The sequence below is a fragment of the Pseudoalteromonas sp. ABV4_021 genome (assembly GCF_056159365.1).
The window spans coordinates 1,891,632-1,916,597 of the sequence record NZ_JBSWVB010000001.1; the positions used below are offsets into that span (position 1 = coordinate 1,891,632).

Annotated in this window: 13 protein-coding genes; 1 reads left to right on the forward strand and 12 read right to left on the reverse strand. The window is 41.6% G+C overall.

Annotated elements, in window-relative coordinates:
• Positions 1-111: 111 nt before the first annotated feature.
• The 10 genes from ACXAFE_RS08915 to ACXAFE_RS08960 form a co-directional block, all read right to left on the reverse strand.
• Entirely contained in the window at positions 112-2,721 is a 2,610-nt protein-coding gene (locus tag ACXAFE_RS08915) for a glycosyl hydrolase family 18 protein (RefSeq protein WP_475151466.1), read from the reverse strand.
• Positions 2,722-2,835: 114 nt separating this feature from the next.
• Positions 2,836-4,413 carry a lytic polysaccharide monooxygenase gene (locus ACXAFE_RS08920; RefSeq protein ID WP_475151469.1) on the reverse strand — a complete coding sequence of 526 codons (1,578 nt, stop codon included), beginning with the start codon at positions 4,411-4,413 and terminating at the stop codon, positions 2,836-2,838.
• Between the two features lie 44 nt (positions 4,414-4,457).
• Positions 4,458-7,622 (reverse strand): glycosyl hydrolase family 18 protein, encoded by a 3,165-nt coding sequence (locus ACXAFE_RS08925; protein ID WP_475151471.1) that lies wholly within the window; start codon positions 7,620-7,622, stop codon positions 4,458-4,460.
• A gap of 537 nt (positions 7,623-8,159) precedes the next feature.
• A complete protein-coding gene (locus tag ACXAFE_RS08930) occupies positions 8,160-9,332 on the reverse strand; it encodes a nuclease-related domain-containing protein (protein ID WP_475151473.1) in 1,173 nt (390 codons plus the stop codon).
• 52 nt (positions 9,333-9,384) lie between these two features.
• On the reverse strand, positions 9,385-12,288 hold the full coding sequence (locus tag ACXAFE_RS08935) for a DEAD/DEAH box helicase family protein (protein ID WP_475151475.1): 2,904 nt from the start codon (positions 12,286-12,288) through the stop codon (positions 9,385-9,387).
• Positions 12,281-12,892, reverse strand: a complete 612-nt coding sequence (locus ACXAFE_RS08940) for a class I SAM-dependent methyltransferase (RefSeq protein WP_475151479.1) — start codon at positions 12,890-12,892, stop codon at positions 12,281-12,283. Before ACXAFE_RS08940 ends, ACXAFE_RS08935 begins: the two co-directional genes overlap by 8 nt.
• 333 nt (positions 12,893-13,225) lie before the next feature.
• Positions 13,226-14,131 carry a UTP--glucose-1-phosphate uridylyltransferase GalU gene (gene galU, locus ACXAFE_RS08945; RefSeq protein ID WP_475151482.1) on the reverse strand — a complete coding sequence of 302 codons (906 nt, stop codon included), beginning with the start codon at positions 14,129-14,131 and terminating at the stop codon, positions 13,226-13,228.
• A gap of 1 nt (position 14,132) precedes the next feature.
• The gene (locus tag ACXAFE_RS08950; protein WP_475151487.1) at positions 14,133-15,881 is read right to left on the reverse strand and encodes a sugar phosphorylase; all 1,749 of its coding nucleotides are present in this window, start codon (positions 15,879-15,881) and stop codon (positions 14,133-14,135) included.
• Entirely contained in the window at positions 15,881-17,125 is a 1,245-nt protein-coding gene (locus ACXAFE_RS08955) for a glycosyltransferase family protein (protein ID WP_054980050.1), read from the reverse strand. Before ACXAFE_RS08955 ends, ACXAFE_RS08950 begins: the two co-directional genes overlap by 1 nt.
• Positions 17,118-18,926 carry an HAD-IIB family hydrolase gene (locus tag ACXAFE_RS08960; RefSeq protein ID WP_475151490.1) on the reverse strand — a complete coding sequence of 603 codons (1,809 nt, stop codon included), beginning with the start codon at positions 18,924-18,926 and terminating at the stop codon, positions 17,118-17,120. The genes ACXAFE_RS08955 and ACXAFE_RS08960 overlap by 8 nt, the downstream gene beginning before the upstream one ends.
• A 262-nt stretch (positions 18,927-19,188) precedes the next feature.
• Here ACXAFE_RS08960 and ACXAFE_RS08965 point away from each other — a divergent pair, with 262 nt between their 5' ends.
• Positions 19,189-20,358: a lipid-transfer protein gene (locus tag ACXAFE_RS08965; protein ID WP_475151492.1), complete on the forward strand. Its 1,170-nt coding sequence runs from the start codon at positions 19,189-19,191 to the stop codon at positions 20,356-20,358.
• A gap of 282 nt (positions 20,359-20,640) precedes the next feature.
• Here ACXAFE_RS08965 and ACXAFE_RS08970 read toward each other — a convergent pair whose 3' ends face one another.
• Both ACXAFE_RS08970 and ACXAFE_RS08975 read right to left on the reverse strand, forming a co-directional pair.
• A complete protein-coding gene (locus ACXAFE_RS08970) occupies positions 20,641-24,183 on the reverse strand; it encodes a DEAD/DEAH box helicase (protein ID WP_475151494.1) in 3,543 nt (1,180 codons plus the stop codon).
• On the reverse strand, positions 24,167-24,940 hold the full coding sequence (locus ACXAFE_RS08975) for a Hachiman antiphage defense system protein HamA (protein ID WP_475151497.1): 774 nt from the start codon (positions 24,938-24,940) through the stop codon (positions 24,167-24,169). The genes ACXAFE_RS08970 and ACXAFE_RS08975 overlap by 17 nt, the downstream gene beginning before the upstream one ends.
• Between the last annotated feature and the right edge of the window lie 26 nt (positions 24,941-24,966).

Here is a 24,966-nt window from a genome sequence, read left to right on the forward strand (position 1 = left end):
TTATATTGATTACGTATTGGGGTTACACGAAGAGCTGTACTATTACCAAAACAGAAAAGTACAAATACAAAAAAAGGCAGCGGTAGCTGCCTTTTGAACTAGAATGAAAACTTATTTCGCCCACACATCGGCAACGCCCGGCTCTTCGCCTTTAGTCCACCATTTTGCTGTGTAAGTGTCATTGTTGTGAGTCACCTTGTCACCTGTGTTGTAAACAAGGTCAGCACGCCATGCGCGAACTTGACCGTCGTTTGGAATAACTTCTTCCCACGGGCCGCCAAGATCTGGACGGTCGCCTTGAGTCCACCACTTCGCTTTATACTCCACACCATTGTAAAGCACCGTATCGCCACCGGTGTAAATTGCATCAGCATTCCACGTTGTGCTGCCACCGCCATCTACATTAGTTACCGTTACTGTGAAGCTTTCTGTTACAGCATCAGTACCGTCTGATACCGTTACTGATACGCTCAAGTTCGTATCTGTTGCAACTTCGCCTGCTGTAAGCGTCACACTTGCGCCACTGCCAGAAAGTGTTAAGCCCGCAGGTACATTCCAGCTATAGCTTAGTGTATCGCCATCCGCATCTGATGCGGTAACGCTGACAGAAGCTGATTTACCCTCTTCCACGCTAACATTTGCAATTGGCGAAACCACAGGCGGTTCGTTAATCACTACCGTATCTGATACCACGCGAATAATCGCGGATTTAGTTACAGTGTCAGTGCCGTCTGATACAGCAACGGTTACTGTGTAATCAGTATCTTGCGTTACCGTTGGTGCCGTAATTGATACCGTATCTGTGTTTACACCTGAGAGCGTTAAGGCTGCATCGCCTGTCCAGCTGTATGTTAGTGGGTCGTTATCACGATCACTGGCTGTTGCGAAAAGTGAAGTACTTTCACCTGATTTAACCGTTGTAACACCCGGTACAGAAACCACAGGTTTAGTGTTACCACCCACAACGCCTAGGCCTTCGTGCATTGCATTTAAAATATCGCCGTTGTCAGCATCAATTTCCCATGCAAATAAACCAGCAAGGCCTAAGTTGCGAACATACTGACCTTTCGCTTTTACTGAACGCGGGCTATCGTATGTAATTAATTTACCGTTTGATTTATTCCAAACATAGGCACCTTCAGCCACGTCATCATAGCCAACCTCAAAACCGTTAATGCCGGTTTCTGCCGCGCCAATCATATGAGCTTTAATGCCTTTGTAATCAATTACGCCTGCTTCCCACACACCTTGCGCAGTAGTGCCGGTAAGTTTACCGTTACCCGGTGCTGTCATTGGGTTTGCGCCGTCTGTTGTATTTGCTGGGTATACACCTTCCCAACCACGACCATACATCGCCGTACCTAATACAATTTTCGCCGGATCTAAACCTTGCTGTAACAACAATTGAATACCATTATCTGTGGTGTACGCAGGGCCTTTACGCGGCTCGCCTTTATCATCAAGACCTGTACCATTACACTCATCTGTACTCATATGACTACCACAGTAAAGCGCTGTTTGGTGACCGGTAACATTGTTCCAACCGCCGTAGAAGTCATACGTCATGGCGAAGATGTAATCCATATATTGCGCTGCTTGCGGATAGTTAACGTCTTCAATTTTGTCATAGCCCATGCCAATTGCAGAAGTAAGTTGGTACGGTTTGCCAATTTCAGCTTCTAACTCATCTAGCATGGCGCGCAATTCACGCATCAGGTCAATGTAAGCTTGACCGTCTTTTGCTGGATCACCAAGATTTGGGTTTGGACCGCCGCCACCAGGAAATTCCCAGTCAATATCTACACCATCGTAGAATTTCCATGTTTTTAAGAAGTCTTTCATTGATGCTACGAATACATCGCGATTCGCTTTTTCAGTAAAGCCATGGAATGGGTCTGACAGTGTCCAACCACCTACCGATGGTAAGATTTTTAAATCTGGGTAACGCTGCTTAAGCGCCATTAACTGTGAGTAAGTACCGCGAATTGGGTCTTTTGCATCTACACCCGGCAGTGACTTTTGAATCGCTGCCCACGGGTCGTGAATCACCACTTCATAATCTTGTGAGTCGCCACACGCTTTTTGTAATGCGCGCCAACTGTTACCATTTTCAATTTCTTTCAGTGATTCGTTTGCACCACAAATTGGAATAAAACCGTACAGAATGTGCGTTAGGTTTTGACCCGGCACTTTGGTTACATCAAAGTCGCGACCATAAATGCCCCACTCAACAAAATAAGCACCTACAACGGTGTCTGGTGAGGTGCCATAGTTACCGTTATTTGGATCAACATTCATTGGTAACGGATCTAGGTGACCACCGTCTGTATCAGCAATTACAATTGGTTTTGGCGCGCTTGCCGCACATACTGTGCCTTGGCACAGTTCAACCGTTAACTGATGACGGCCCGATTGCGTGTATGGAAAGGTAATTGTGCCCGACTTAGTGCCAGCAGCAAGTGTGCCTTCGTTTACAACTACACCGTCAAATTTTACTTTGTAGCTATCGCCACCTTCACCGCTCCACGCATTCCATTTGATAGCAATATCAACCACATCTTTGCGTGTAACTAATGACTTATACGAACCTTGACCATCAATATTTACATCAACAAATGAATATTTTTGGTCTTCCCAACTTAAACTAGGTTCAGAAGGCGCTGCAATTACATGCCCAGAACAAAGTGCAACTGCCACTGCTAGAGATAATTTTTTAATCATAATGTTTCTCTTTAAATTATAAAAACCCGCAACGTCGCAAAACCAAGCCGCCGTTGCGGCAAGGGGTAACTAAAGTAGCTAAAACAAACTTATGGCTCGCTTTAGCCGATTAAATTAAAGGGTTTGCCACACTGAGGCAGTACCTGGCTCTTCGCCTTTGGTCCACCAGCGTGCTTGGTATTTTTGCGAGTTATGGGTAACAATATCGCCCGCCGAATACGCTTTGGTGCTTAGCCACGCATCGCCAGTTGACTGTGAAAGCGATTGCCACGCATCGCTGCTATTGGGTTTTTCGCCTTGCACCCACCATTTGGCTTTATAAACCGTACCTAGGTAGGTAACTTTATCGCCAGCGTTGTATGCTTTGGCGGCATCCCACGCAGGTACATCAGGGTTCGTTGCGGTATCGTTAACCGTTACCGTAAAACTTGCTGGCGTGCTTAACTTGCCATCAGATACTGACACCTGAATCACAAAGTTTACGTTCGCTGAAACCTCAGGCGCATCAAGGGTAAGGTTTGGTCCGTCTACACTGTAGGTGAACTCATTAGGCACAGTGAATTGATAGCTCAGTGGATCATTTTCATCATCAAAAGCATGCACATGCACCAAAGTTTGTGAGCCTTCGTCCATCACCACATCTGCTACTGGATTAACATTCGGCGCGGTATTTTCTGATGCAGCAATAACCGACAGCGCAAAACTGTAGTCACTGGATGTTGCATACACTTGATTCGACGCTAAATTCGCCTCGTCAAACACAATATCGCCACTGGCGTTTTTAACACCAATTTGCAATTCAGATGCGTAATCTAAGTTAAGCTTTGCTGCTAGTTCACTTTGCCAAGTTGCTTGATTGCTAGCGTTAACCGCAAACAACTGATTAACCACTTCAAGACCCGTTGCGTCAAACAAACGCACTTGAACTGTGTCGCCAACATTGGCACTTTGACCTTGGCGAATAAAATAACCTAGTGGGAACCAGTCAACTGGTGTAACAGTGTCGCGCTCGATAATAATATCGCTACAGTTGTAAAAGCCTTCACCCACCACATCAACACGCTGCCAACGGCTATAAAGCACGGCTTCACCGCTGCGCTCAGCAGGAATAGCGACGTTCATTTCGTAGTAACGCTTACCATCGGGATCTTTTACAAACTCAATATTGTCGTGGCTTTGAATAAGCTCAATATTTTGCCAAGTTAACGTGTCGGTTGCAGGGTTAAAACCCGGCTTGGTCAAATAAAACTGCCAAAAGCTTGGGTTGTGCGGTGTGGTTGCGCGATAACGCACTTGAATTTCACCATTAGCGTTTGGCGTAACCACGGTTTTTTGCCAATGTGCTGACGGTAAATTCATACCACGTTTTTCGTGGCTGCCACCTGCACACAAAGTACCGTCGGGCACATTTGCTTCAACCGCTGCTTGGTTTAAATAATCGGGCGTATTAACTGCGAATTCGTGTTCTTGAATAAACTGCACATGGCCCGATTCTAAAAACGCTGCGCGACATGCCAAGTTTGGAATATTGCTGCCGTCTTCTGGCCACCAATACCCACCTTGCGCTTGGCAGATTGCTTGTCGTGCTTTAGGGCTATCCATATAGCCGTGTGCGCTGGCATTAAACGGCGCTGCAATACATGCTAGTAGCACTGAACCAGAGAGCACGCTGATGTTAAATTTGGTATTCATAATTTTCTCCAAACTGTGAGGCACAAGGCCTCACCTAGGTTGCGTTATAAAGTACACACACTATCCCAGTCGGCAGAGGTGCCAGGCTCGGTTGAGGTCCACCACTTGGCTTTGTAAACCGCCGTAGATGCGCCATCAACCATTAAGTCACCGCCTGCAGCGTGTGACGGGTTGCCTGCCCAATCTGTTTGTGGGAAGTTTGGATAAACTGGAATGTCAGCTACTGCAACACCTTCACATGTGTCGGTGTTGCCGCCGCCATCATTGCCACCACCGTTACCGGCGGTTGCATCTGGTAGATGTGGGTATTCAAATTTAGCGGCGTATTGCTTACCGTCTTTTTCAAACACAAGGTTTACCGGCCCAGTAATTGGCATGTAGTACATCACTTGTGCATTAATGGTTTCGCCCGGCGCGAACGATTTAGCTGCGCCGCCCCACTCATTAACAAAAGTAATTGAGAAACGGTGGAACTCGTTCTCAAATCCGCCAATGTTGTTGCCAGCAGCATTTGAACGATTTACCTCAACGGCCATGCCGAGTTTTTCTTGCGCATTCCAGTTTGATTTAAAAATAGCCGACGTAGCCACGGGTACATCAAACGATACTTTTGCACCGCTCAAATCAATGTTTGAGTTATTGGTAAAACTAAAGGTTGGCGCAATTGGGTAGTTGTCGTCACCAATTGGGAAGTCTTTCACTTCAAAGCTTACGTCTACTGCTTCTGCTGGTACTTGGTGAGTTTTTTCACCTTTGTTGATGTCGTACTTAGAACCCGCTTGTGCAAACTTGTTGTAGGCAAGCGTGGTCATGGTAGAACCCATAAAGTACTCTTTTTTCGCACTGTCGTAGTCAAAGTCGCCAGCGAGTTCCCAGAACATAATACCGCCAAGGCCTTTGTTGATTACGTAATCGAGCTTAGTGCCCATTGACTCTTCATCTTCAATCGACAAGAACACATTTTTGTCGGCATTCCAAAGCCAAGGCGCTACTGCTACTGAGTCGTAATGACGAGTGTACGTGCCGGTAAGTTGATCGGTTGGATCATTCGCCGGATCTAAGCCGTAATCTGCAAGGTAGCTTGGCAAAATACCGTTTTGTAGGTTTTTAACATGCCATAACGGGTTACTACCTGCTGGCATTTCGTTACCGTTTTCGTCAAGATCATGCCACATGTTGTCGATGCCAACCGCGCCGTTACCACATTTGTTTTTCTCGCCTACGCCCGTACCTTTAGCACAATCAGCTTGATTAGGTAACGCCGCACGCCCCCACAAACCGTTTTCGCCACCCGATACATCTTTAAAGCCACGAGTATAGTAAGGCACACCAATGTTAATGCGGCCTGCACTTAAACCACCACGGAAATAAGTAACTGCCCAGTCGGTATTTAAATAGCCAATGCCTTCAAACTCTTTGGTGCCATACACATTCCACTGCGCAAGCTCTGAATCTAGCCCTGTATCGTAAAGAGCTGCGTTATGACCAACGTGATCGTTCCAAGCACCGTGCAAGTCGTAAGACATGATGTTTACATAATCGAGGTACTTAGTTGTTTGGAAGGTTTCCATACCACGTAATAAGTAACCTGATGACGGCGATGCGATTGTAAGCATGTAGTGTTTACCTGCTAATTCACCCGCTTTATCAAGCTCTTCACGTAGGGTTTTCATTAACACTTGGTAAGAAGCATTTAGCCCCGCACGGCGTGCATTTGAAATTGGGAAATCATCAGGGTGACCCGAATCATTCATTGATGATGGGTATTCATAGTCAATATCTACCCCATCGAAACCGTACGTTTCAATAAACTCAACCGCGCTTTTGGCAAATGCATTAATGCCCGCAGTGTTTACTGAGCCGTCTGCGTTGGTTGTCATGGTGTAAAAACCACCGCTTGCAACACGGTTGCCGTTTGCGTCAAAGTAACCGCCAGTTTCAGCCCAACCACCAACAGAAATCAGTGTTTTAACGTCTGGATGTAGTTTTTTATATTTATTCAATAGGTTGAAGTGACCTGTGTACGGCAGTGTTGGGTCCATTTCAGCACCTGCAACACCTGGCCATTCCATGTTGGTTGCAGGGTTACCCGCCGCACTTGGATCGCCAATTGAAACCTTGTTATTGGCATCAACATGGGCAAATGCGTAGTTAATATGAGTGATTTTATCCCATGGAATATCATCAACGAGGTAAGACGGCTGGCCATTAGCGCCATTACGCCAACTGGTGAAATAACCAATGACACGGCGTGGGTGATCGGCACCCATATCTTCACGGCCATCGGTATCGTAAATAGTACAATACGGCGTGTTTACGCCCGGAGTTTGATATAAACCTTCCGGTTTACAGGCATCGCGGTCACCCGGCTGTGTAGAGCCATCGACAATGCGGAAACTTAATGTTTGCGCATCGGACGTTGCGCCTTTGTCGTCGGTTGCAACAAGGCTAAATTGCGTATTACCAGCGCTTGTTGCGGTAAAATTAAAACTGCCTGTTGCGCCAGAAATTTGCGCTACAGACGCGCCATCTTGAAACAGTTCAAGACTTGTTACTGTGCCATCTTGATCGCTTCCGCTAAAATTTAAGACAACGCTGTCATTTAAATTCAAGGTATTCGAACTAGCGTTACTTGTAAGCGTTGCTGTTGGCGCATAGTTATCTGGCACTACTTCTGCCACCGTCACGCTGTTTGCAACTGAGATGGCTTCACCGCCTTTATCATCGGTTGCACGCACAGAAATTTGATGCTGCCCTTTTACCGCTGGCCAAGTAGTTGAATATGGCGCTGAACTCAGCGTTGCAATTGCAACACCATCAACAAGTACTTCCACTTTTACGACTGAACCGTCATTGTCAGAAGCTTGCGCCTCAATGACAACGCTGTCACCCTCAGTAAAAGAACTACCACTCATAGGTGATAAAACTTCGGCTAAAGGTAATTCATTTACTTGACCGTTACCGCACTGGCCTAAACTCTTCCATTCTTGGTATTGACCTGAATGGGTTACCGGATCGGCTTGTGTCCACCACTTCGCCTCATAAGCAATATTGGCTTTTTGCACTTGCTGCCCGCCAGTGTAAGCCACGCCTGATTGCCATTCGGCAATATTTGTACAGTCCACTGCTGCATGGGCTGCCCACCCTGATACAGCTAACGACAACACACTCATTTTGAATAAGCGCTTGCCCATTAATTTGTTACTCATACTTCCCCCTAATGGAATTTAGCTAACGTCATTCGACCATTTAGAGATAACACATGATTAACAATTAGTGAAATTAGAGCAACAACACTAGAAAACAATACCAAAAAGACAATTAAATCAATATTTACAATGAGTTAAATAAAAACAAACACCTTATTACTAGGAAAAACAAACTAGGACAGAATCATTAGGAACCCCTAATGGGTACATTTGTAAATTACAAGTAAATTTAATTTATAACCGCTTAAGAGCCGTGACCACTTACTTATAACCAAATCAATTTAACATATACCTTTATGTTCTAGCGCATTTACGAATTTTCACAATTAAGTAAACGTTTTGACTAATATCTGTAATAAAAGTAGGGACAATACGCGCAAAAATAACCCAAAACCGGCAAAGTAACGATTTAAAAAAGCGAGATATTCATCATTTCTGAAAGAAAGGACTAGAATTTTCAAAGGTGAAAAGTGAAATAGTTGCCTCAAATGCGAGTTAGGTAAAAATATTTGACTAAGATTTTAGCAGTGCAAATCTCTATATATCGCATTGCTTCGCCTTAACTTCGTTAATGTGCTGCTTAAAATCTTCACTTGTTGTAACCGAAATCACTTTAGTGAGTCGTGTGTTAAATTCTTCAAGCTGGCTATCGGTAAATTTAACGTGGGTAAAGCCAGATAAAAACACTTCCATCTCACTAACATAACGTACATTCGGTGGAAGTTTTGTTTTAAAACTCGCTTTATCATGAAACAGCACTAACGATTCGACACCGTCAACAACACCAAGTAACCGACTAACCGCTAAGCAATGCTTATAATTTTGTCTTAGTGGGTTCATAAATTGTGTTTTACGCCCTGTTAGAGTCTGCGTCCATTTCGCTTGGTGCTGACTACCGAATATATAACCACTGTAATTTTTGCTCTCAATTACAAATACGCCAACTGGTGAAACAATTAAATGATCAATTTCAGTAAGCTCATCATTATCGTTCGTTAACAGCACACTCGTATAGTGACTCACATTACTCATCGCCGATAACACTTTGTTGGTAATAACCTTTTCAATTAGATTATTTACAATAGCCTCCCCTTGAAGGCCACTTGAGCTGTTTGCATCATTAGCAACAATTTCGGCTATGGTATCTTTTAGTACAGAGGAAGACTTATCTGAAACGTTTGTATCAGTATTCAATTTAATTTCATCTCGCCTTAAGTGAATGACTTCCCTTTCCTCTTTTCGTATAGGCAACTTACTCACTACAGGTTCAATACGTCCCGATACTTTATTAAGTAATGATTTAGCGGCACGTTTGGCAAACATTAGAATGAGTGCTTTGACAACAGCTAAAACAAACATAATGACTAACACCAAAGCACCTATTTTAAGCACTAAGCTAAGCATATTATTGACTGGAACTGATGTTTTGGCTTGATGTGGTTTCGTTACAACGGCTTGATTTGCTGACTCTGTAAGGTTTTGTGAGTGTAACTTTTTAGTTGTATAAATCGGGGTCAGTTTTTCAGGGCTTGTTGCTGTAGTATTTGTTTGATTAGCCTTAGTTAGCGTGACGGGGTTAACACAGTGCCTGTCAACAGAGCGTTTTGCCGTTTTGTATTGATTGGATTGCGGATATGCACTGTACTCTCTCACTTGGTTTTTCAATAAAATGCAGGTGCCTTCACTGTATTGCTCACTAGCGAAACTCACACAAACCACAAAATATAAAACAAACGTTAAAATCCCTTTATTCACGCGTTACTTACTCCACAATTCCTTTTAGCTTTGCAAAAGACCGCATGTATTCATTTGCAACCATTGGTTCATATTCTGGGTTTTTAGCCATAAGTACATACTGCGCGTCGCCATACTCATTAATCTGTTTTTTTACGTCTCGAAGTAAATATTGACTATCTCCGGCACCATCTTGACGTTCTATCGCAACAGTTGCATGTTGCAGTGAGCCTGCACTTGTCGGAGTGACCCACTCAAGTAATAACAACTGTTCATCAATTATCGGTGACTTACCGCCATTCATCGAGTTACCACTTGCACGTGCTAGAAAATGTCTTTCAGGATCTAACTTGCCAAACCCCATTGGCATTTCCATATACTCCACATCACTTTCATCACCATTTTTGAAATGACCACATGCAATCTTTAAGTTTGGGAAATATGGCAACACTGCTACTTTTTCAAAGCGGTCGCTGCTTGATACGGGTAGCCTATTTTGCTCACTAATGGTCAATTCATCTACTTTCGATTGTCTAATGCGTTTTGTATATTGCGCAAGTAAATAATCCGTAAGATCTAAAACCGCAGTATTTAAATTATCTACAATTTCGGAGGGTACATCGAAATCTGCAACAAACTTTTCGTTTTCAAGTTTAAACCATACATCACCACGTTTATTTGGCGTTATAAAAGCTCTAATCGGATTTTTACTCCAGTATTTAAACCAAGCCTCAGACTCACTACTCTGATTTCTATCTGAATCACTTAAATCATAGGCTCTTAAATTAGGATAACGCTTTAATATTTCGCCACTTCTAATCGATAATTGCTTTATGCTAGGTGGGTTAACAAATCCATTTAAAGCGACAAATGCTTGCAATAAAATTGCTTTGAAGCTTTTAGTCATACTGGTTGTTTGAATGCTAACTTTCAAAAATTCAAAGTAAGATTTAAGCGTAAGCGCTTGAGCACTCGCCTCTTCATCAAAGTCTGATGTACTTGCAATTAATTCAAACCAACCTGTATGTTGTTTGTTAACCTTTTTTAAGTCGCCATAGTGATAATAAAACTCAGTGACTGTCGGCAAGTGCCCTAATTGCTCAGCTAAGCACACTAGATCTTCGCTCGCTGTTGTACGCTGCATCCTAGCCAACTTATGCCAAAAATCGCTTACTTCAAGGTCGATATTAATAAAACAACCTTCAGGTAGGTTTGGATCACCTAACTGATTTACAACACCTTTAGCTGTACTCTCATTAAATAGGGCAAAAGGTTTATTTAAAAAGCTATGGTGGTTGCCAATAAAATCAAGCACAACTAAATGAGTTTTACCTTCATTTAATCTAAGACCTCGACCTAACTGTTGGAGAAATAATATTTTCGATTCACTAGGGCGTAAAAATAAAATAGTGTCGATACAGGGTAAGTCCGTGCCTTCGTTAAACAAATCTACAGAGAATAAAACGTCTACTTGACCATTTTCTAGCATAGTAAGCGCTTCATTACGGCGCACAGATGATTCGCTATGTACTGATAACGCATTTATACCGTTCATGTTAAACGTATGAGCCATAAAGTCTGCGTGTTTTTTTGAAATACAAAATGCGAGCGTTTTTGACTGCTTATATTTTTGCCAATGCTCAATTGCATGCTTGGCTCGTTTTTCAGTAGCAAATTTATTTTCTAATGATGCGGGGTCAAACCGTCCATTGCGCCAAGGGATAGCTTGATAGTTAACGTTACTATCCCAAATTCCGTAATAGTGAAAAGGCACTAGAGTTTCCTGATCGATCCCTTGCACTAAATTTCTTTCAAAAACTAAATTATTATCGCATAAGCTTAAAATATCAGCTTGGTCTGTTCTTTCAGGGGTTGCAGTAAGACCCAATAAAAACTGGGGCTCAAAGTGCGATAATAAATTACGATACATAGGTGAACTGGCATGATGAAACTCATCAATTACAATATAATCGAAGTGTCTTTTACTAAATTTAGCTAAGTGTTCAGGGCGCCCTAATGTCTGCACAGAGGCAAATATACAATCTGCCTCGTAATTTTTTATTTTGCCCGAGTAATAACCTGTTTCAAGTGGTAAAAGTTGTGAGTAGGTAGACTGTGCTTGTATTAAAATCTCCTCTCGATGTGCAACAAACAATACGCGCTTCGCTTCTATTTGTTTCACATCAAACGCACTAAGCCACGTTTTACCCATGCCAGTTGCAAGTACAACCAAGCCCCTTTTGAACCCACTTTTTCTGGTTTTATTTAACGCTTCGAGTGCTTCGATTTGTTCTTTACGAGGGGTAATTTCAGCGTCTTCAGCAGTTGTTTCTCCATTTATACCAACTACGGTTTGCGGCATTCTTCGTTTTATGTATTCGTCGATCCAATTATGTGTTAAAGGTTCTACCAAACAATGATTTATAATTTTTTCAAATGCTTTCCGAATAGTCCCAAATTCTTTTACCGACGCTTCACTATAATCAACTCTGACATTCCATTCGTGACCATTTGTTAACGCACTCCTGCTTATATTGCTTGAACCAATAAATGCACAACCAGCTTGAACTTGGCTTTGATCATTTGTTTTTACAAAGATATATGACTTTAAATGAAAACTTTGCTGGGACTTAGAGCAATAAATAAGAATTTTTGCTCCTTGCTCTGCAAGTATCATTAAATGTCTCAGTGCGATTGGATGCGTTATATCTAAATAGTCTGACGTTAATATAGTAACTGACGCACCACTTACTAAGGCTTCCAATAATGGATTAAAAAGCAAATTTATACCGCTAGGTTGGATAAATGATACAGCTATTTCAATTTCACTTGCATGATTTATAGCATAAACTAGCTGAGGTAATAACGGATCATCATCACCAACAAACAATTTTTGTGCTGATAATTGAACTCCACCATCCACCTTACTCATTTAAATCTACTCTAGTAAGAATGGCGTTAAACCACTGCTCGTTTTCGCGCCCTGCTCGTCTATCACCAGTTATCCATGTGTTTGTAATTTTGAGCTGTGCGTTGGCAGCTAGAAGAGTTTGTAGTGCTTGTTCATTGAAGTCGGTAAATGCTCGGCCGTTGTGCTCTCTTGGAGCTAAGTTTGGTTCACCATGTTTGAATGATACATACATTACACCGCCTGATTTTAACGCGGTAGTTAAACGGGAAAATACATCACTCAACTCAACAAAGGGGACGTGTAATAAGCTTGCGCAACACCAAATTGCATCGTAGCAGTTTTGTTCATTAATTTGTTGGAAAGTTTTATGTTCTACAGCAAACCCTAAAAATTCGCTAGCTTGTTTAACGAGTTCTTCGCTAGCGTCCATTGCGCTTACAATAAAACCTTGTGCGGCAAATGCTTTGCTATCTCTGCCACTGCCACAACCTGCATCCAATATGTGGCCACCTACTTTCACATGAGGTAAAAATAGTTGATATAAAGGCTGCATATCAACATTAATCGTTGAATCAAAGAACGCTTTTGCGTGCGCATTATAGTATTGGATATTTTGGTGACTCACAGACGTTACTTCCTTAATTGCCTGGCGCAAGTTATAACGAAATTTACCAGAGTTTATTCATAAATAACAGATGATTACCTAAATTACATAGCCACTCACCAAACTGTTTTTGCTTTACGGTGACATTCGGTGTGACAATAAACACAGCTTTTAGATTGGGATTTTTACAAAGCTAAAAGCGCCAGCACCTAGCTTGTGTTACGCATAGTGTGTAAGTAACGCTTTTTGCAAGAAGTTAAACAAACTTTGTGATGTATAGAAGCACTCGGCAAATACTAAAGTCTTGACTGCCAAAGTGCGTCATTTAATTTTTAAAATAAGCTGAATTTAATATCAATAACGGTTTTCAGCGAGTACTTCGTCAATATATTGAGTGAGCTCGCCTTTAAACTCTGCTCGTTGAATGGCGTATTCAATATTGGCCTTTATAAAGCCCAGTTTGTTGCCGCAGTCGTGCGTTTTACCCACCAGCTGGTACGCCTCTAATCCTGTTTGGTCTAATAACGTATAAAGCGCATCGGTGAGTTGAATTTCGTCCCCTGCACCCGGTGGCGTTTTGGCTAAAATTGGCCAAATACTTTCTGAGAGTACATAGCGTCCGGTAATAGCAAGGTTTGAAGGGGCTTCTTCGCGTGGCGGTTTTTCTACCATGCCGATGATTTTAGCGGTTTCGCCCGCACACAGGGTTTGGTTGTCTAAATCAACCACGCCATAGCTTTGCACTTGCGCCATCTCTACCGGGTTTACCATTATTTGGTTAATGCCGTGTTCGTTATAGTTGTTAACCATTTGTGCGAGGTTTTCTACACCTAAATCTGAGTGGTATTTATCAATAATTACATCGGGCAATATTACTGCAAATGGTTCGTCGCCAATCACTGAGCGTGCACATAAAATGGCGTGCCCTAACCCTTTAGCCTCAGCTTGGCGCACTGAAATCATGGTTATGCCTTTGGGGTTTATGCTTTTAACCTCTTGCAACAGCGAGCGCTTAACTCGCGATTCTAGCTGGGCTTCTAGTTCAAAACTGGTGTCAAAATGGTTTTCGATGGAGTTTTTACTGGCATGAGTTACCAGTACAATTTCTTTAATACCCGCCGCTGCGGCTTCTTCTACCACGTATTGAATTAGCGGCTTATCTACTAAGGTAAGCATTTCTTTGGGAATGGCTTTGGTTGCCGGCAACATGCGGGTTCCTAACCCTGCAACAGGGATCACTGCTTTGGTTACTTTTTTCATTTTATATTCCCTTATTTTTATTGGTAAGCCAAATAGTTTGATACGGCAGCAACGCAAGTTCGCTATTTATATCGGTTATATGCTGGCCTGTAAGTAAGTCATACCAATTTTCTGTTTCAATTAAATTAAGTTCATTAAGTCTAAGTGACGTTGGCGTATTGGTAATATTAGCAATACTAAAAATACTTTGACTGCGATTAATGCATTGTCGCCAAACGCCAAATAACTCGGGGCCAAGTTGCAATACAAATTGGGTGGCATTTGGGTGAAAAGCGGGCTGTGCTTTTCTAATTTGAAGTAAGCGTTTAAGTGCACCTAATACTTTACTGTGATGACTGTAAATATTGTTTAGTTGTGTTGTTAGTAACTCGCTTTGCCAACGGTGGCGGTTAATTGCCCGGTTATGATGGGTGTTGTCGTATTTTTCATAGTCATTCTCGGTGGCCAATAAACTGTGAATATAAATTCCGGGTATGCCTTCAAGGCTCATCATAATGCTATGAGCACATAGAAATCGCTGAAACTGATATTTATCGGGCCCATTAACCGTGCCTTTTAGCGCGTCAAACAGGGCAATGTTCATCTCGTATGGTTTTTGGCTGCCATCTTCACTGGTGCGCCACGAAATAAGGCCACCAAACTGTTGCATTGTTTTTACCATTTTCGCAATGTTTTCATCACTTAATAGCCCTTCTGCCGGGCGCAGCCCTATGCCATCGTGCGATGCAATAAAGTTAAAATAGCATGTGCCATTTTGCGCTGGCGGCATGCGCATTAACCAGTTTTTTAACGCCTGACAATCGCCCGAAATTAAGCTGTAAATAAGTAAAGGCGGTAATGAAAAGTTATAAATTGCATGCGCTTCGTTAGCATTGCCAAAGTAGGCCAGATTCTGCGTATTGGGTATGTTGGTTTCAGTAATAATAATGGCGTTTTCGTTTGCGCATTCAATTAATGTACGAAGCAACCTAACCACTTCATGGGTTTGTGGTAAATTGATACAGCTAGTGCCTATTTCTTTCCATAAAAATGCAATGGCATCTAAGCGAAAAATACGCACCCCCGCATCAAGGTATTGCTTAATAATGCCCACAAACGTAATCAGTACCTCTGGATTTGAAAAGTCTAAATCAACCTGATCGTGGCTAAAGGTACACCATACAAATTGCTCGCCATTTTGGCTTGTTACTGGCTTTAATAACGGCGAAGTGCGTGGCCTCACAACTTTATCAAGCGGATCGTTTGGCAAAGCGGTATAAAAATAATCATGGCCTGTGCCCTCGCCTTTAATAAAATTTTCAAACCAAATAGAGCGCGCTGAGCAATGATTGATCACTAAATCAGCCATTAATTTATACTCTTTGCTAATTGCGCTAATGTCGCACCAATCGCCTAGTGACTCGTTCACACTGGAGTAATCAAGCACTGAAAAGCCATCGTCTGAGCTGTACGGAAAAAACGGTAAAATATGCACCGCGCTTAGTTCGTCGCTTAAATGCGTATCAATAAAGTGTTTTAAGGTTACAAGTGGCTTTTCACCGTCTTTCACTATGCTATCGCCGTAGGTGATCATCACAATGTCAGATTCGTTCCAACGATTTTGAAACGGCTTGGGGCCGTGTGTATTTTCAGCTAACCCCATTTTTGCAATTAGCCTGCTGGCAATTTGCTCTAACGGCGTTTTTAAGGTTATGCCTTGGTATATCACTTGCAGTTGCATAACCAGTTTATCTGTCAGTGGGTATGTCATTAGCTTACCTTTTTACGCAACTTTTCAGAGTATTCTAAAAAGTCTTCTTCTACCGCTTGCTCTAAACGTGTTAATACATCTGGCATGGCGCTAATAACGCGGTTCCAAGACGGAATAAACGGTGTTTCCATAGGCTTTTCTAAAAACGATTGCCCAGCTGCCATAATGTTTTTAGCGAACATTTCTACTGACTTTTCTTCAGTGTGAATATCCACTTGTAAGCCGTTAATAATGGCATCATTTTTATAGGTTTCGATGTAATCGAGCGCGATACGAAAATACGTGGCTTTTATGGTGCGCATGGTTTCGGTGTTTAGGGTGTAGCCTTGGGTGGCAAGTTTTCTGAAGAATGCTTTGGTAATGTCTATCGACATTTTAGACAAGCCGCCCTCGCTATTATGTAGCGATAAGTCTTGGTGTTTATGGTCGTACACGTTGGCAATGTCTACTTGGCATAAGCGATTAGCGGCATAGTTGCGCTGCATTTCAGACAACACACCAATTTCTAACCCCCAATCACTGGGAATGCGAATATCATTTAGCACATCTTGCCTAAATGAAAACTCGCCCGAAAGTGAATAACGGTAGCTATCCATATAATCTAGGTAGTCGTTATGGCCCATCACACGCTTTAACGCCTTAAGAAGCGGCGTAACCAGTAAGCGTGCCACTCGGCCATTGAGTTTGCCGTCAGAATAGCGGGCGTAATAACCTTTACAAAACTCATAGTTAAATTGCGGGTGTGCTACTGGGTAAATTAAGCGCGCTAGTAAGCTGCGGTCGTAGGTTAAAATATCGCAATCGTGCAATGCGATTGATTCCGCCTCTTTAGTCGCAAGTGCATACCCCATGCAGTACCACACATTGCGCCCTTTACCCATTTCGGTTGGCGCAACACCAAGCGCTTGTAATTCGGCATCTAATTGTTTTAAACGCGGGCCGTCGTGCCACATAATTTGATGAGGTTGGCCGAGGTATTTAAAAAACTCAATGGCTTTACAAAATTCGGCTTCATTAGCTCTATCTAGGCCAATAATTATTTGCGATAGGTATGGCACCTCACTTAAATGCTCAACAATTTTAGGCAACGCTTGGCCTTCTAACTCGCTGTAAAGTGACGGTAAAATTAAACCCATTGGCCGCGTTTTAGAAAACTCAACAAGTTCGCTTTCTAACTCATCCACTCCTCGGTTCGTTAGATTATGCAAGGTTGTTACAATGCCATTTTGGTAAAAATCAGCCATAGTGTTTCTCCTTTAGAGCGGTATTGCGAATGGATTTAATACGTTCTATGTGGTGGTTATCTAGTTCGCTTATTAGCTGCATCATTACTTCGTGCCAGCCAGTGGGTCCTGGCATAGATGAGCGCATCACCCCTTTTTCACGCTGTAGCTGAATAAATGGGTGTGTCATTGATTTTATTTGCACAGCAATGTCGGCTTGCTCTAGCATGGCGCTGTCGTTTTCGCTGTCGCCAAGTGCCACACTCAGCCAGTCTCCGGGCAGTTCGTGCTTTATTTGGTTAAACAACCAATTCAATGCAACGCCTTTGCTTTCGTCGCCACACACATGCAAAAAGCGCCCGCCTTCAATAATGGTTGCGCCGTTTTCGCGCATGCGTTTTATAAATGCCTTTTTTTGACAGGCATCACCAAGCCAATGAAGTGGCTCTGAGTAGTGACGCAGTTTGGCTTTTTCAGCGTCTTTTTCGCTTAGGCCTGTAAGCTCGGCTAATTGGCTATCGCTCATTTGCGAAAAACCTTTGTAAAGGTGTGAAAAGTCGCTGGCATGCTGTTTAAGTTGGCTTAACCAAAAGCTACGTGGTTGGCCAAACTCTTTTATGTAAAACTCACCAAACTCAACCAAGTTCGTTGGTGTGATCATGTTCTCTTTTAACCATTTTTTTGGCAAAAATATCGCTGCGCCATTTTCCACAACAAAGGGGGTAGCCAGCCCCAATTGACCACGAATAGCCACTGTTTCTTTATAGGTTTTACTGGTGCATGGAATAATTGGAAAATCGAGCTCATGGCACAAAAACACACTGACTTTTGCAGGTTGAAATTCATAGCTGTAATGGTCGAGCAAGGTACCATCAAGATCGGTAAATATTGCGAGCTTTTCAGGAAAACATAACTGCTTAAAACGCCCGGTTACGTCAACAATTTTTCGCTCTTCATTTAGGTGCAGGGTAATATCTGTATTTTCACTAAACTCTGCGAAACCAACGCGTGTAAGCCTTTCAAAAAACAGTACGAAGCGATCAATTTCTTGTTCGCTCATTATTTTATTGTTTGCGAGTGCGGTTTGGGATTGGCGTAGTTTGGTTTCTTGCTCTTTACGCCATTTGGCCACCACATCAAAACTTGGAGCCTTTAGCATAATCCCGCGGTCTATTCGCTGGAATACTTTTTGATACGGGCCACTTAGCTGATTATTAACGTAATTTCGCCATGTACCGTTTTGGTCTTCAGTATGTTCGAGCTGATTTATGGGTGTTAAAAGCGCGCTTAGTGGCTCTGCGTTAAGCCCTACGCACCACCCTTCTAAAATAATCACATCGGGCGGCGATGAAATTTTTGTCCATTTGTCGGCTGGGAATGGGTTATCTGTGGCTTTATTAAATCGGCGAATAAATAATGGGCGCTTAAGCGTTTTGCCCGTAAGCGCTGCTAAGTCGTGATCTAGCTGATCTATTTTGTGGGTACCAGGAACACCACGTGTACCAAGTAATGGATGAGTGTTTGTTGCCAGTTCTTCGCGCTCAGATGCTGATAAGTAATAATCATCGAGCGAAATCGACACTACATTTAAGCCAAAATACATGCGTAAATATTGATTCAAGAAATCCGTTAGCGTGCTTTTTCCTGATCCCTGACAACCGTTAATACCAATTACTAATGTTTGCTTTGTTCTATTTTGGTGCAGTGCAATTTGCTCTGCGATTGGTGCATACCAAGTTTTAATGGTTTTTTTAACTTCCTGAGAAAGCGAGTGTTTTTCTATAAATTTAGTCAGAAACTTGGCTGAGAGTGCTTGCACCATATTAATGCATCCTTTGAACGTTTTAATAAGCTATTTATTAATGAGTCAAGGAATGTGCCAACGCAGACTAGCGCTTTTGGGTTTTGCTATGTACCTCAACAAATGACGAGAACATGGTTTTATATTCCTTCAAGTGCGTTATTTTTATCGTTTATGTGTTGTATTACACAAACAAAGTGTTAAAAGCTGGGCTTTCGCGTTAAGGTTTAAATCACCTCTTAACTGGTATTAAATTTCAGAAAATAAAAACAATAGGCTGAAAATGAAAAATGTAATTATTGCTGGCGTCGGTATGACACAATTTTGTAAACCGGGCCAACAAGAGCCGTATCGCGTAATGGCTGCAAACGCTATTCGGTTGGCGCTCACAGACGCTGGAATTAATGTAAGCCAAATAGAACAAGGCTATGCAGCTTATATTTATGGCGATAGTACCTGTGGTCAACATGCATTTTATGATGTCGCGCAAACCGGTATTCCTATTATTAATGTTAATAATAATTGCTCTAGTGGGTCTACGGCGCTTTATGCTGCAAGGCAAGCTATTTTATCTGGCGAGGTTGAATGTGTTGTTGCGTTTGGCTTTGAGGAAATGCAACCCGGTGCGTTAGGGTCACATTGGTCTGACAGAGAAAACCCATTTGATAGAGCAAACGCGGTGTATGATAAATTTGGTACTGCAAAAGCGCCTATTGCTCTTCGCGCATTTGGTGCAGCCGGTAAACATTATATGGAGAAATATAATGTAAGCAGCGAGCTTTATGCAAAAGTCGCCGTAAAATCACGAAGCCACGCCATACACAACCCTTATTCATTATTTTCTGCGCCACTCACCATAGAAAGTGTGCTTAATGACAGAATAATTTTTGATGATTATATGACGCGCACTATGGCATGCCCGCCTACCTGTGGCGCTGCCGCCGCAATTCTGTGTAGCGACGCTTTTGCTAAAAAACACAAAATTACACATGGGGTGAAAATTATTGGCCAAGCAATGGCAACCGACACTGAAGAGTCATGGCAGGACCCTATTCTTTCGGTAGGTGCCGATATGACCAAACGCGCTGCCAATAAAGCCTTTAACCTCGCGGGTGTTTCACCTAAAGATGTTGACGTAGTGGAATTACATGACTGCTTTACCACCAATGAAGTAATTAATTATGAAGCGCTAGGATTATGTGAAGAAGGCGAAGCAATTAAGCTGATTTCAGACGGTGATAATACTTACGGCGGTAAGTTTGTTATTGGACCATCCGGTGGTTTGATGTCAAAAGGTCATCCTATTGGTGCAACAGGCATAGCGCAATGTGTTGAATTAAGCTGGCATTTACGCGGCCAAGCAGGCAAAAGGCAAGTTGAGGGCGCAAGGCTTGCGTTACAGCATAATGTTGGCTTAGGTGGCGCTGTGGTTGTTACCCTATATCAAAAGTAGTTTTGAATTCTGATACATATAAAAATAGCGCCAAAAGGCGCTATTTTTAAAACATAAAATGCGTTTTAAATTAGAACGGCATTTTGAAGCCTAATGACCATAGCCTGCTTATAAGTGCTAATGTGTTATGAAAGCGGCATTCTTTCAATTAATTTACAATTTTCATAACTAATAAATACCCCATATTTCTAATTTTTTGGTATCTATTTGGTATCTAGTACATTAGTTAATATACAAAAGTATCGGTTCAGTTTATATCACTAGTTAAGCATATGAACTGACTTAATTAGCTTCTTTATCAAATGGCGATGTACCTGCTCCCCAAAAAGTCACTTGTAAAAAGTTATTGTCTCTAACTTCAGTTCTATAAACTCCAGTCTCTAACAAGACGTACCGTTCACGAAGCGAGCCTATAATATCCCCTTCACTATTTAGTACCTTCGTGTTACCAACACCTTCATTGTGTAACTTCACTAAATCTCCAATATTAACTGTTGAGCCTTGTTCCCAATTTACTGAAATATTAACAGCAGTTCCTTTCCAAATAATATCGGATTTCGGTTTGAATTCACCAATAAATACTTTCCAAAGTTTGGCTGTGTTTTCACTAATTAATTCTATTGTTGATATGTATGCTTTAAGTCCATCAGACGAAAGCCATTGTTTTAACTCACGGCTGTTCGAAAAAGATGCATTGGTCACTTGGATAGCATTTATAGCTTCTAGTCTCGAACTAAAACCTGCTTGCATCAACATCGCAGCACTTCTATTCAAACTTCCATTTTCAACAGCGGGAACAATTAAACCTACTTCGAAATCCTCAATTGTCATTTCGTCATAAATAATGTCGTTATTAGCAATTGCCCGTACCCTCAGAGCTTCTAATCCCCAAGGCAAACGATAGACCAGCCCATCTTCAATAAAGCTAAGAGTATTATCAATATCTTCAAAGCCACGATCTCTAAGTGCTTCACCTTTTAACCAAGCTTCAAGTATTGCAGGCCAATCATTTGGTAAAATATTTGGTGTGAAAGGAGGTACTTCAAATAATAATCTAGCTAATGAAGTTATTGCCGACGCCGCTTCCTCAGCATTTCCTTCAAGAATATATGCATTGGCTTCTACCAATAGCGCATTTGCTTGCGGCGCTATTTCATCTAGCTTTTGACCAGTAGCTAAACCTACACCAGCTAGAAAATATCCTTTTCTTTGTAGAGGAGTAGTATTACTCCAAATATGCTTGCCTCTTTGAGCTAAAAAATCTTTAAACAACCCTTGTAATTCACTTTCTTGTCTCGCAAGTCTCCTTTGTAACAAAGAAGAACCTAGCAGATCATCAAGTACAGCAGGAATTTCTTCAATCGTTACTTCTTCATTTCCAAGCATACTTAATAATGCAGTGTCTAAATTGACCAAGTGCCTATTCCATGCATTTCTATTTTCGTCAATTTGCTCTTCTGACTCATTTATTACAGCTGGAAAATCCCAAACACTTGTATTATTCATCAAATATTCGGTAACTTCCTCAATGGACTGAGTTTGCAAACTACTGGCTATCCTAACTATAAAGGAAGCTATCAACCTAAATAGCCCACTTTCCATGTTTCGGTCAGTTGCACTTCCAGCTAATGACCTCCATTTTCGTTTTCTCCAATCATGTCGATCAAAAACAGGGTGAAGAACGATTCCATGCGTATCAACAAATGCTCGGCCAGCTCTTCCAATCACATTTTTAAATTCAGAAGCATCTATTAATTTTCCACTTCGATACAATGAATGAACGATTACCGCTGTAGCTGCGAGATTCAATCCTTGAGCTAGCGTAGGTGATGAAACGGTTATTTTAAGGACTCCCTCTCTCAGGAGGTTTTCCATTTCCTTTCTAAAAGGTGTCGGCAGTGCTCCATGATGAACTGCAACGCCAATTTTTAAGCATTCCAATATAGGATGGTTTTCACCTAGCCATTCACTTCCCAGTGTATCAGCTAGCTCTATTTTTGACTCAGGGACACTTAAAACAGACTCCAAGGCTCCTCGTTTATTTAAATCTACAATCGCTTCGGCAAATCCATCTACAGAATTTCTCTGAGGACAATAAATCAAGACTGTGTGATTATCTTCAGCCAACTTCCAAGCTGAGGCCAAAGTTAACTCTTGAGCATTTTTAGGAAATTCTCTTTGTCTATACCCAGGGTTGGGTAAAGGGGGTACGATAGGAGTAATAAAACTTGGAATGAAAGGTTGCTCACCTCCAATTGTAAAGTCAATCCGTGCCGAGTTCTCTCGCCAAACTATTTCACCAAACCTTAGATCAGTTGGTCGCCAGTTGGATTGTATAGCATCACCTTCACTGTCTTGCCTAAGCCAGCCCACAAAGTCTTCAAATTGGTCGCCACTAGGTAAAATTGCAGAAAGGCAGACTATTCTTCGCTCATTGCTATCTTGACGTTTAAGTAGCCTCTGAATCTGAACTTCGTAATTTATCTCTCTCTCATTTAAGCCAATCATGTGGCCTTCATCTAAAATCACAAGCCCAACATCATCAATTAGTGATGCATCATTCCTTAAAGCAAAATCAAGCTTTTCTGGCGTACCTACGACAATATCTTGTGTTCGCAGAACATCTTGTTCGAAGTCACTAGTCCCAATACTCCCGTACAATGATGAGATTGTTTTACCTAAAGGTAAAAATGTTCTTCTAAGAGATGCTTCAGTTTGCGCTGAAAGCGCCCTTAGTGGGGTAATGAATAATACTCGCTTTCCAATAGCTAAACATCGAAGAATTGATAGCTCTGCAACCCTTGTTTTACCCGCACTCGTCGGTAACGACACAACAAGATGATCGCTATCATCTACCGCTCTTTTCGCACCCTCTATTTGCGAAGGCCATAGATCAATTTCTGCTTTATTTCTTTTAAATAGTGACGTTATAAATAGCCAGCGCAATAAATTCCAGTCTGTATCATGCCCATCATTTTGTGGGCCAGGCAGTATTTGATGAAAACTAGAATCCCAGAGTTCTTTTAGTAAATGCTTTGTTATTCTTAATACCCACCACTGAGGCAATAAGTTTAATTCTCCACATACTGTCAAGCTCACATCAATTCGACTTATAGCACGTTCTATTAAATTTGAATTTCCTGTTTCGAGTGCAAATAAAAACTCAAAAATAGATGAATAATAATTATCAGTAATTGCTTGCTGAATAATGGGTAACTCAATAGAAGAGATACCATAATCTTCTGGCTCATCTTCCGTGTTAACCATCTGGCTTATTTGATTAATTTCTGTTTCCAATCTATCAGCAAGTTGCTCATCTGAACCTTCGCCAGATTCTTTCCATTGCAATACTATTGCTTCAATTTGATTAAACTGCCTTAACATTAACAATGAAAGCAATCGTTCTATATTGCTAAGATTAAGTTGCTCTAAATTACTGCTTATTAATGAGTATGCCTTCGCAGAATATCTTCCCAAATGAAAAGCTGATGATGCTAATACCCTATGAAATCCCCTTTCAGGACCTTCAGGATTACCATTATGTATAACATCTGATATTGCTGAGGCTGACTTTTCGAAAGCAGCACGGCATAACTGTTCATCACCTCCAAGTTCTCGTAAACGAATTGCTAGTGACAATAGCGAGTAGCCGTAAGATAAAAGGTCATATGATAATTTTTCAGAAAAGCCAGGAGCACCTTCAGGTAATATTCCTTCTTTCCAAATCATTGAACGCGCTAAGCCTCGTTCTGATAAACGCCCCCGAAAGCCTAAGGTTATAGCTTCATTGATCAGCGATTCTATTTCTTCAATTGTTGAGGCCATCTATCACTCCTTGATACACACCTTCAATTAACTCTTGATGATTAACAACCCTAAAACCAACAGAACTTTGTTTTATATTTCCATCATAATTATCAAAAGCTTCTTTTTGCAAAGTAGCAGGGTTAGATGCAGTAAATGTAAATAGTAAATGTTCGACTTGATTCGTTCTAATACCGTCAACTAACTGAACTTTCTCAATCAAATCAGCGAGTGGCTGATTACCAGTCTCTCTTAGCCTTTCAGCAACAAACTCTAGAGCATGTGGGGCTGGCAATCCTTCATTTAAATCTAGTTCCGCGCGAGCTTCTTGTAATACTTTTCTACTCAATGCCTTATTTGCTTTAGCTTCAGCTTTAAGAAATTTAATAGATTGCCTTTGTAGATCAACAGCAATACCAATAACATCGTCACCGCGCATTGCCATATTGCGATGATCTCGCCAACGTAGTTTACGAATGGGCACTGTGTAATTCGTAGACTCTTCAATATAATCAGTAGTTATTACTTCACCTAAATCACCTGAGCGAATCTTTTTAACTTCAGGGATTTTAGTTAAAAGCTTTTGAGCAGCTGCATTTTTACCTAAACGTGCCAAAGTTCCAGCTATTGATTGTGGGTCAACATAATAATCTGGTAGTGAAGCTATTAATAAATTTTTAATACTCTCAAATTCTTCTTGTCTCAACTCTAAAGAAGTGAATTTATTTTCGTCAAAAATATGTACATTCGAATCTGACTTCCCTTCTATTGAAAGCATTTGCTATTCCTTTTTGACTTAGAATT

Excerpts from the sequence above, each read along its gene's own strand:
- ACXAFE_RS08915 (WP_475151466.1), bottom strand. The coding sequence starts at position 2,721 with ATGATTAAAAAATTATCTCTAGCAGTGGCAGTTGCACTTTGTTCTGGG.
- ACXAFE_RS08955 (WP_054980050.1), bottom strand. The coding sequence starts at position 17,125 with ATGGCTGATTTTTACCAAAATGGCATTGTAACAACCTTGCATAATCTA.
- ACXAFE_RS08970 (WP_475151494.1), bottom strand. The coding sequence starts at position 24,183 with ATGGCCTCAACAATTGAAGAAATAGAATCGCTGATCAATGAAGCTATA.
- ACXAFE_RS08925 (WP_475151471.1), bottom strand. The coding sequence starts at position 7,622 with ATGAGTAACAAATTAATGGGCAAGCGCTTATTCAAAATGAGTGTGTTG.
- ACXAFE_RS08960 (WP_475151490.1), bottom strand. The coding sequence starts at position 18,926 with ATGGTGCAAGCACTCTCAGCCAAGTTTCTGACTAAATTTATAGAAAAA.
- ACXAFE_RS08975 (WP_475151497.1), bottom strand. The coding sequence starts at position 24,940 with ATGCTTTCAATAGAAGGGAAGTCAGATTCGAATGTACATATTTTTGAC.
- ACXAFE_RS08965 (WP_475151492.1), top strand. The coding sequence starts at position 19,189 with ATGAAAAATGTAATTATTGCTGGCGTCGGTATGACACAATTTTGTAAA.
- ACXAFE_RS08935 (WP_475151475.1), bottom strand. The coding sequence starts at position 12,288 with ATGAGTAAGGTGGATGGTGGAGTTCAATTATCAGCACAAAAATTGTTT.
- ACXAFE_RS08950 (WP_475151487.1), bottom strand. The coding sequence starts at position 15,881 with ATGACATACCCACTGACAGATAAACTGGTTATGCAACTGCAAGTGATA.
- ACXAFE_RS08920 (WP_475151469.1), bottom strand. The coding sequence starts at position 4,413 with ATGAATACCAAATTTAACATCAGCGTGCTCTCTGGTTCAGTGCTACTA.
- galU (WP_475151482.1), bottom strand. The coding sequence starts at position 14,131 with ATGAAAAAAGTAACCAAAGCAGTGATCCCTGTTGCAGGGTTAGGAACC.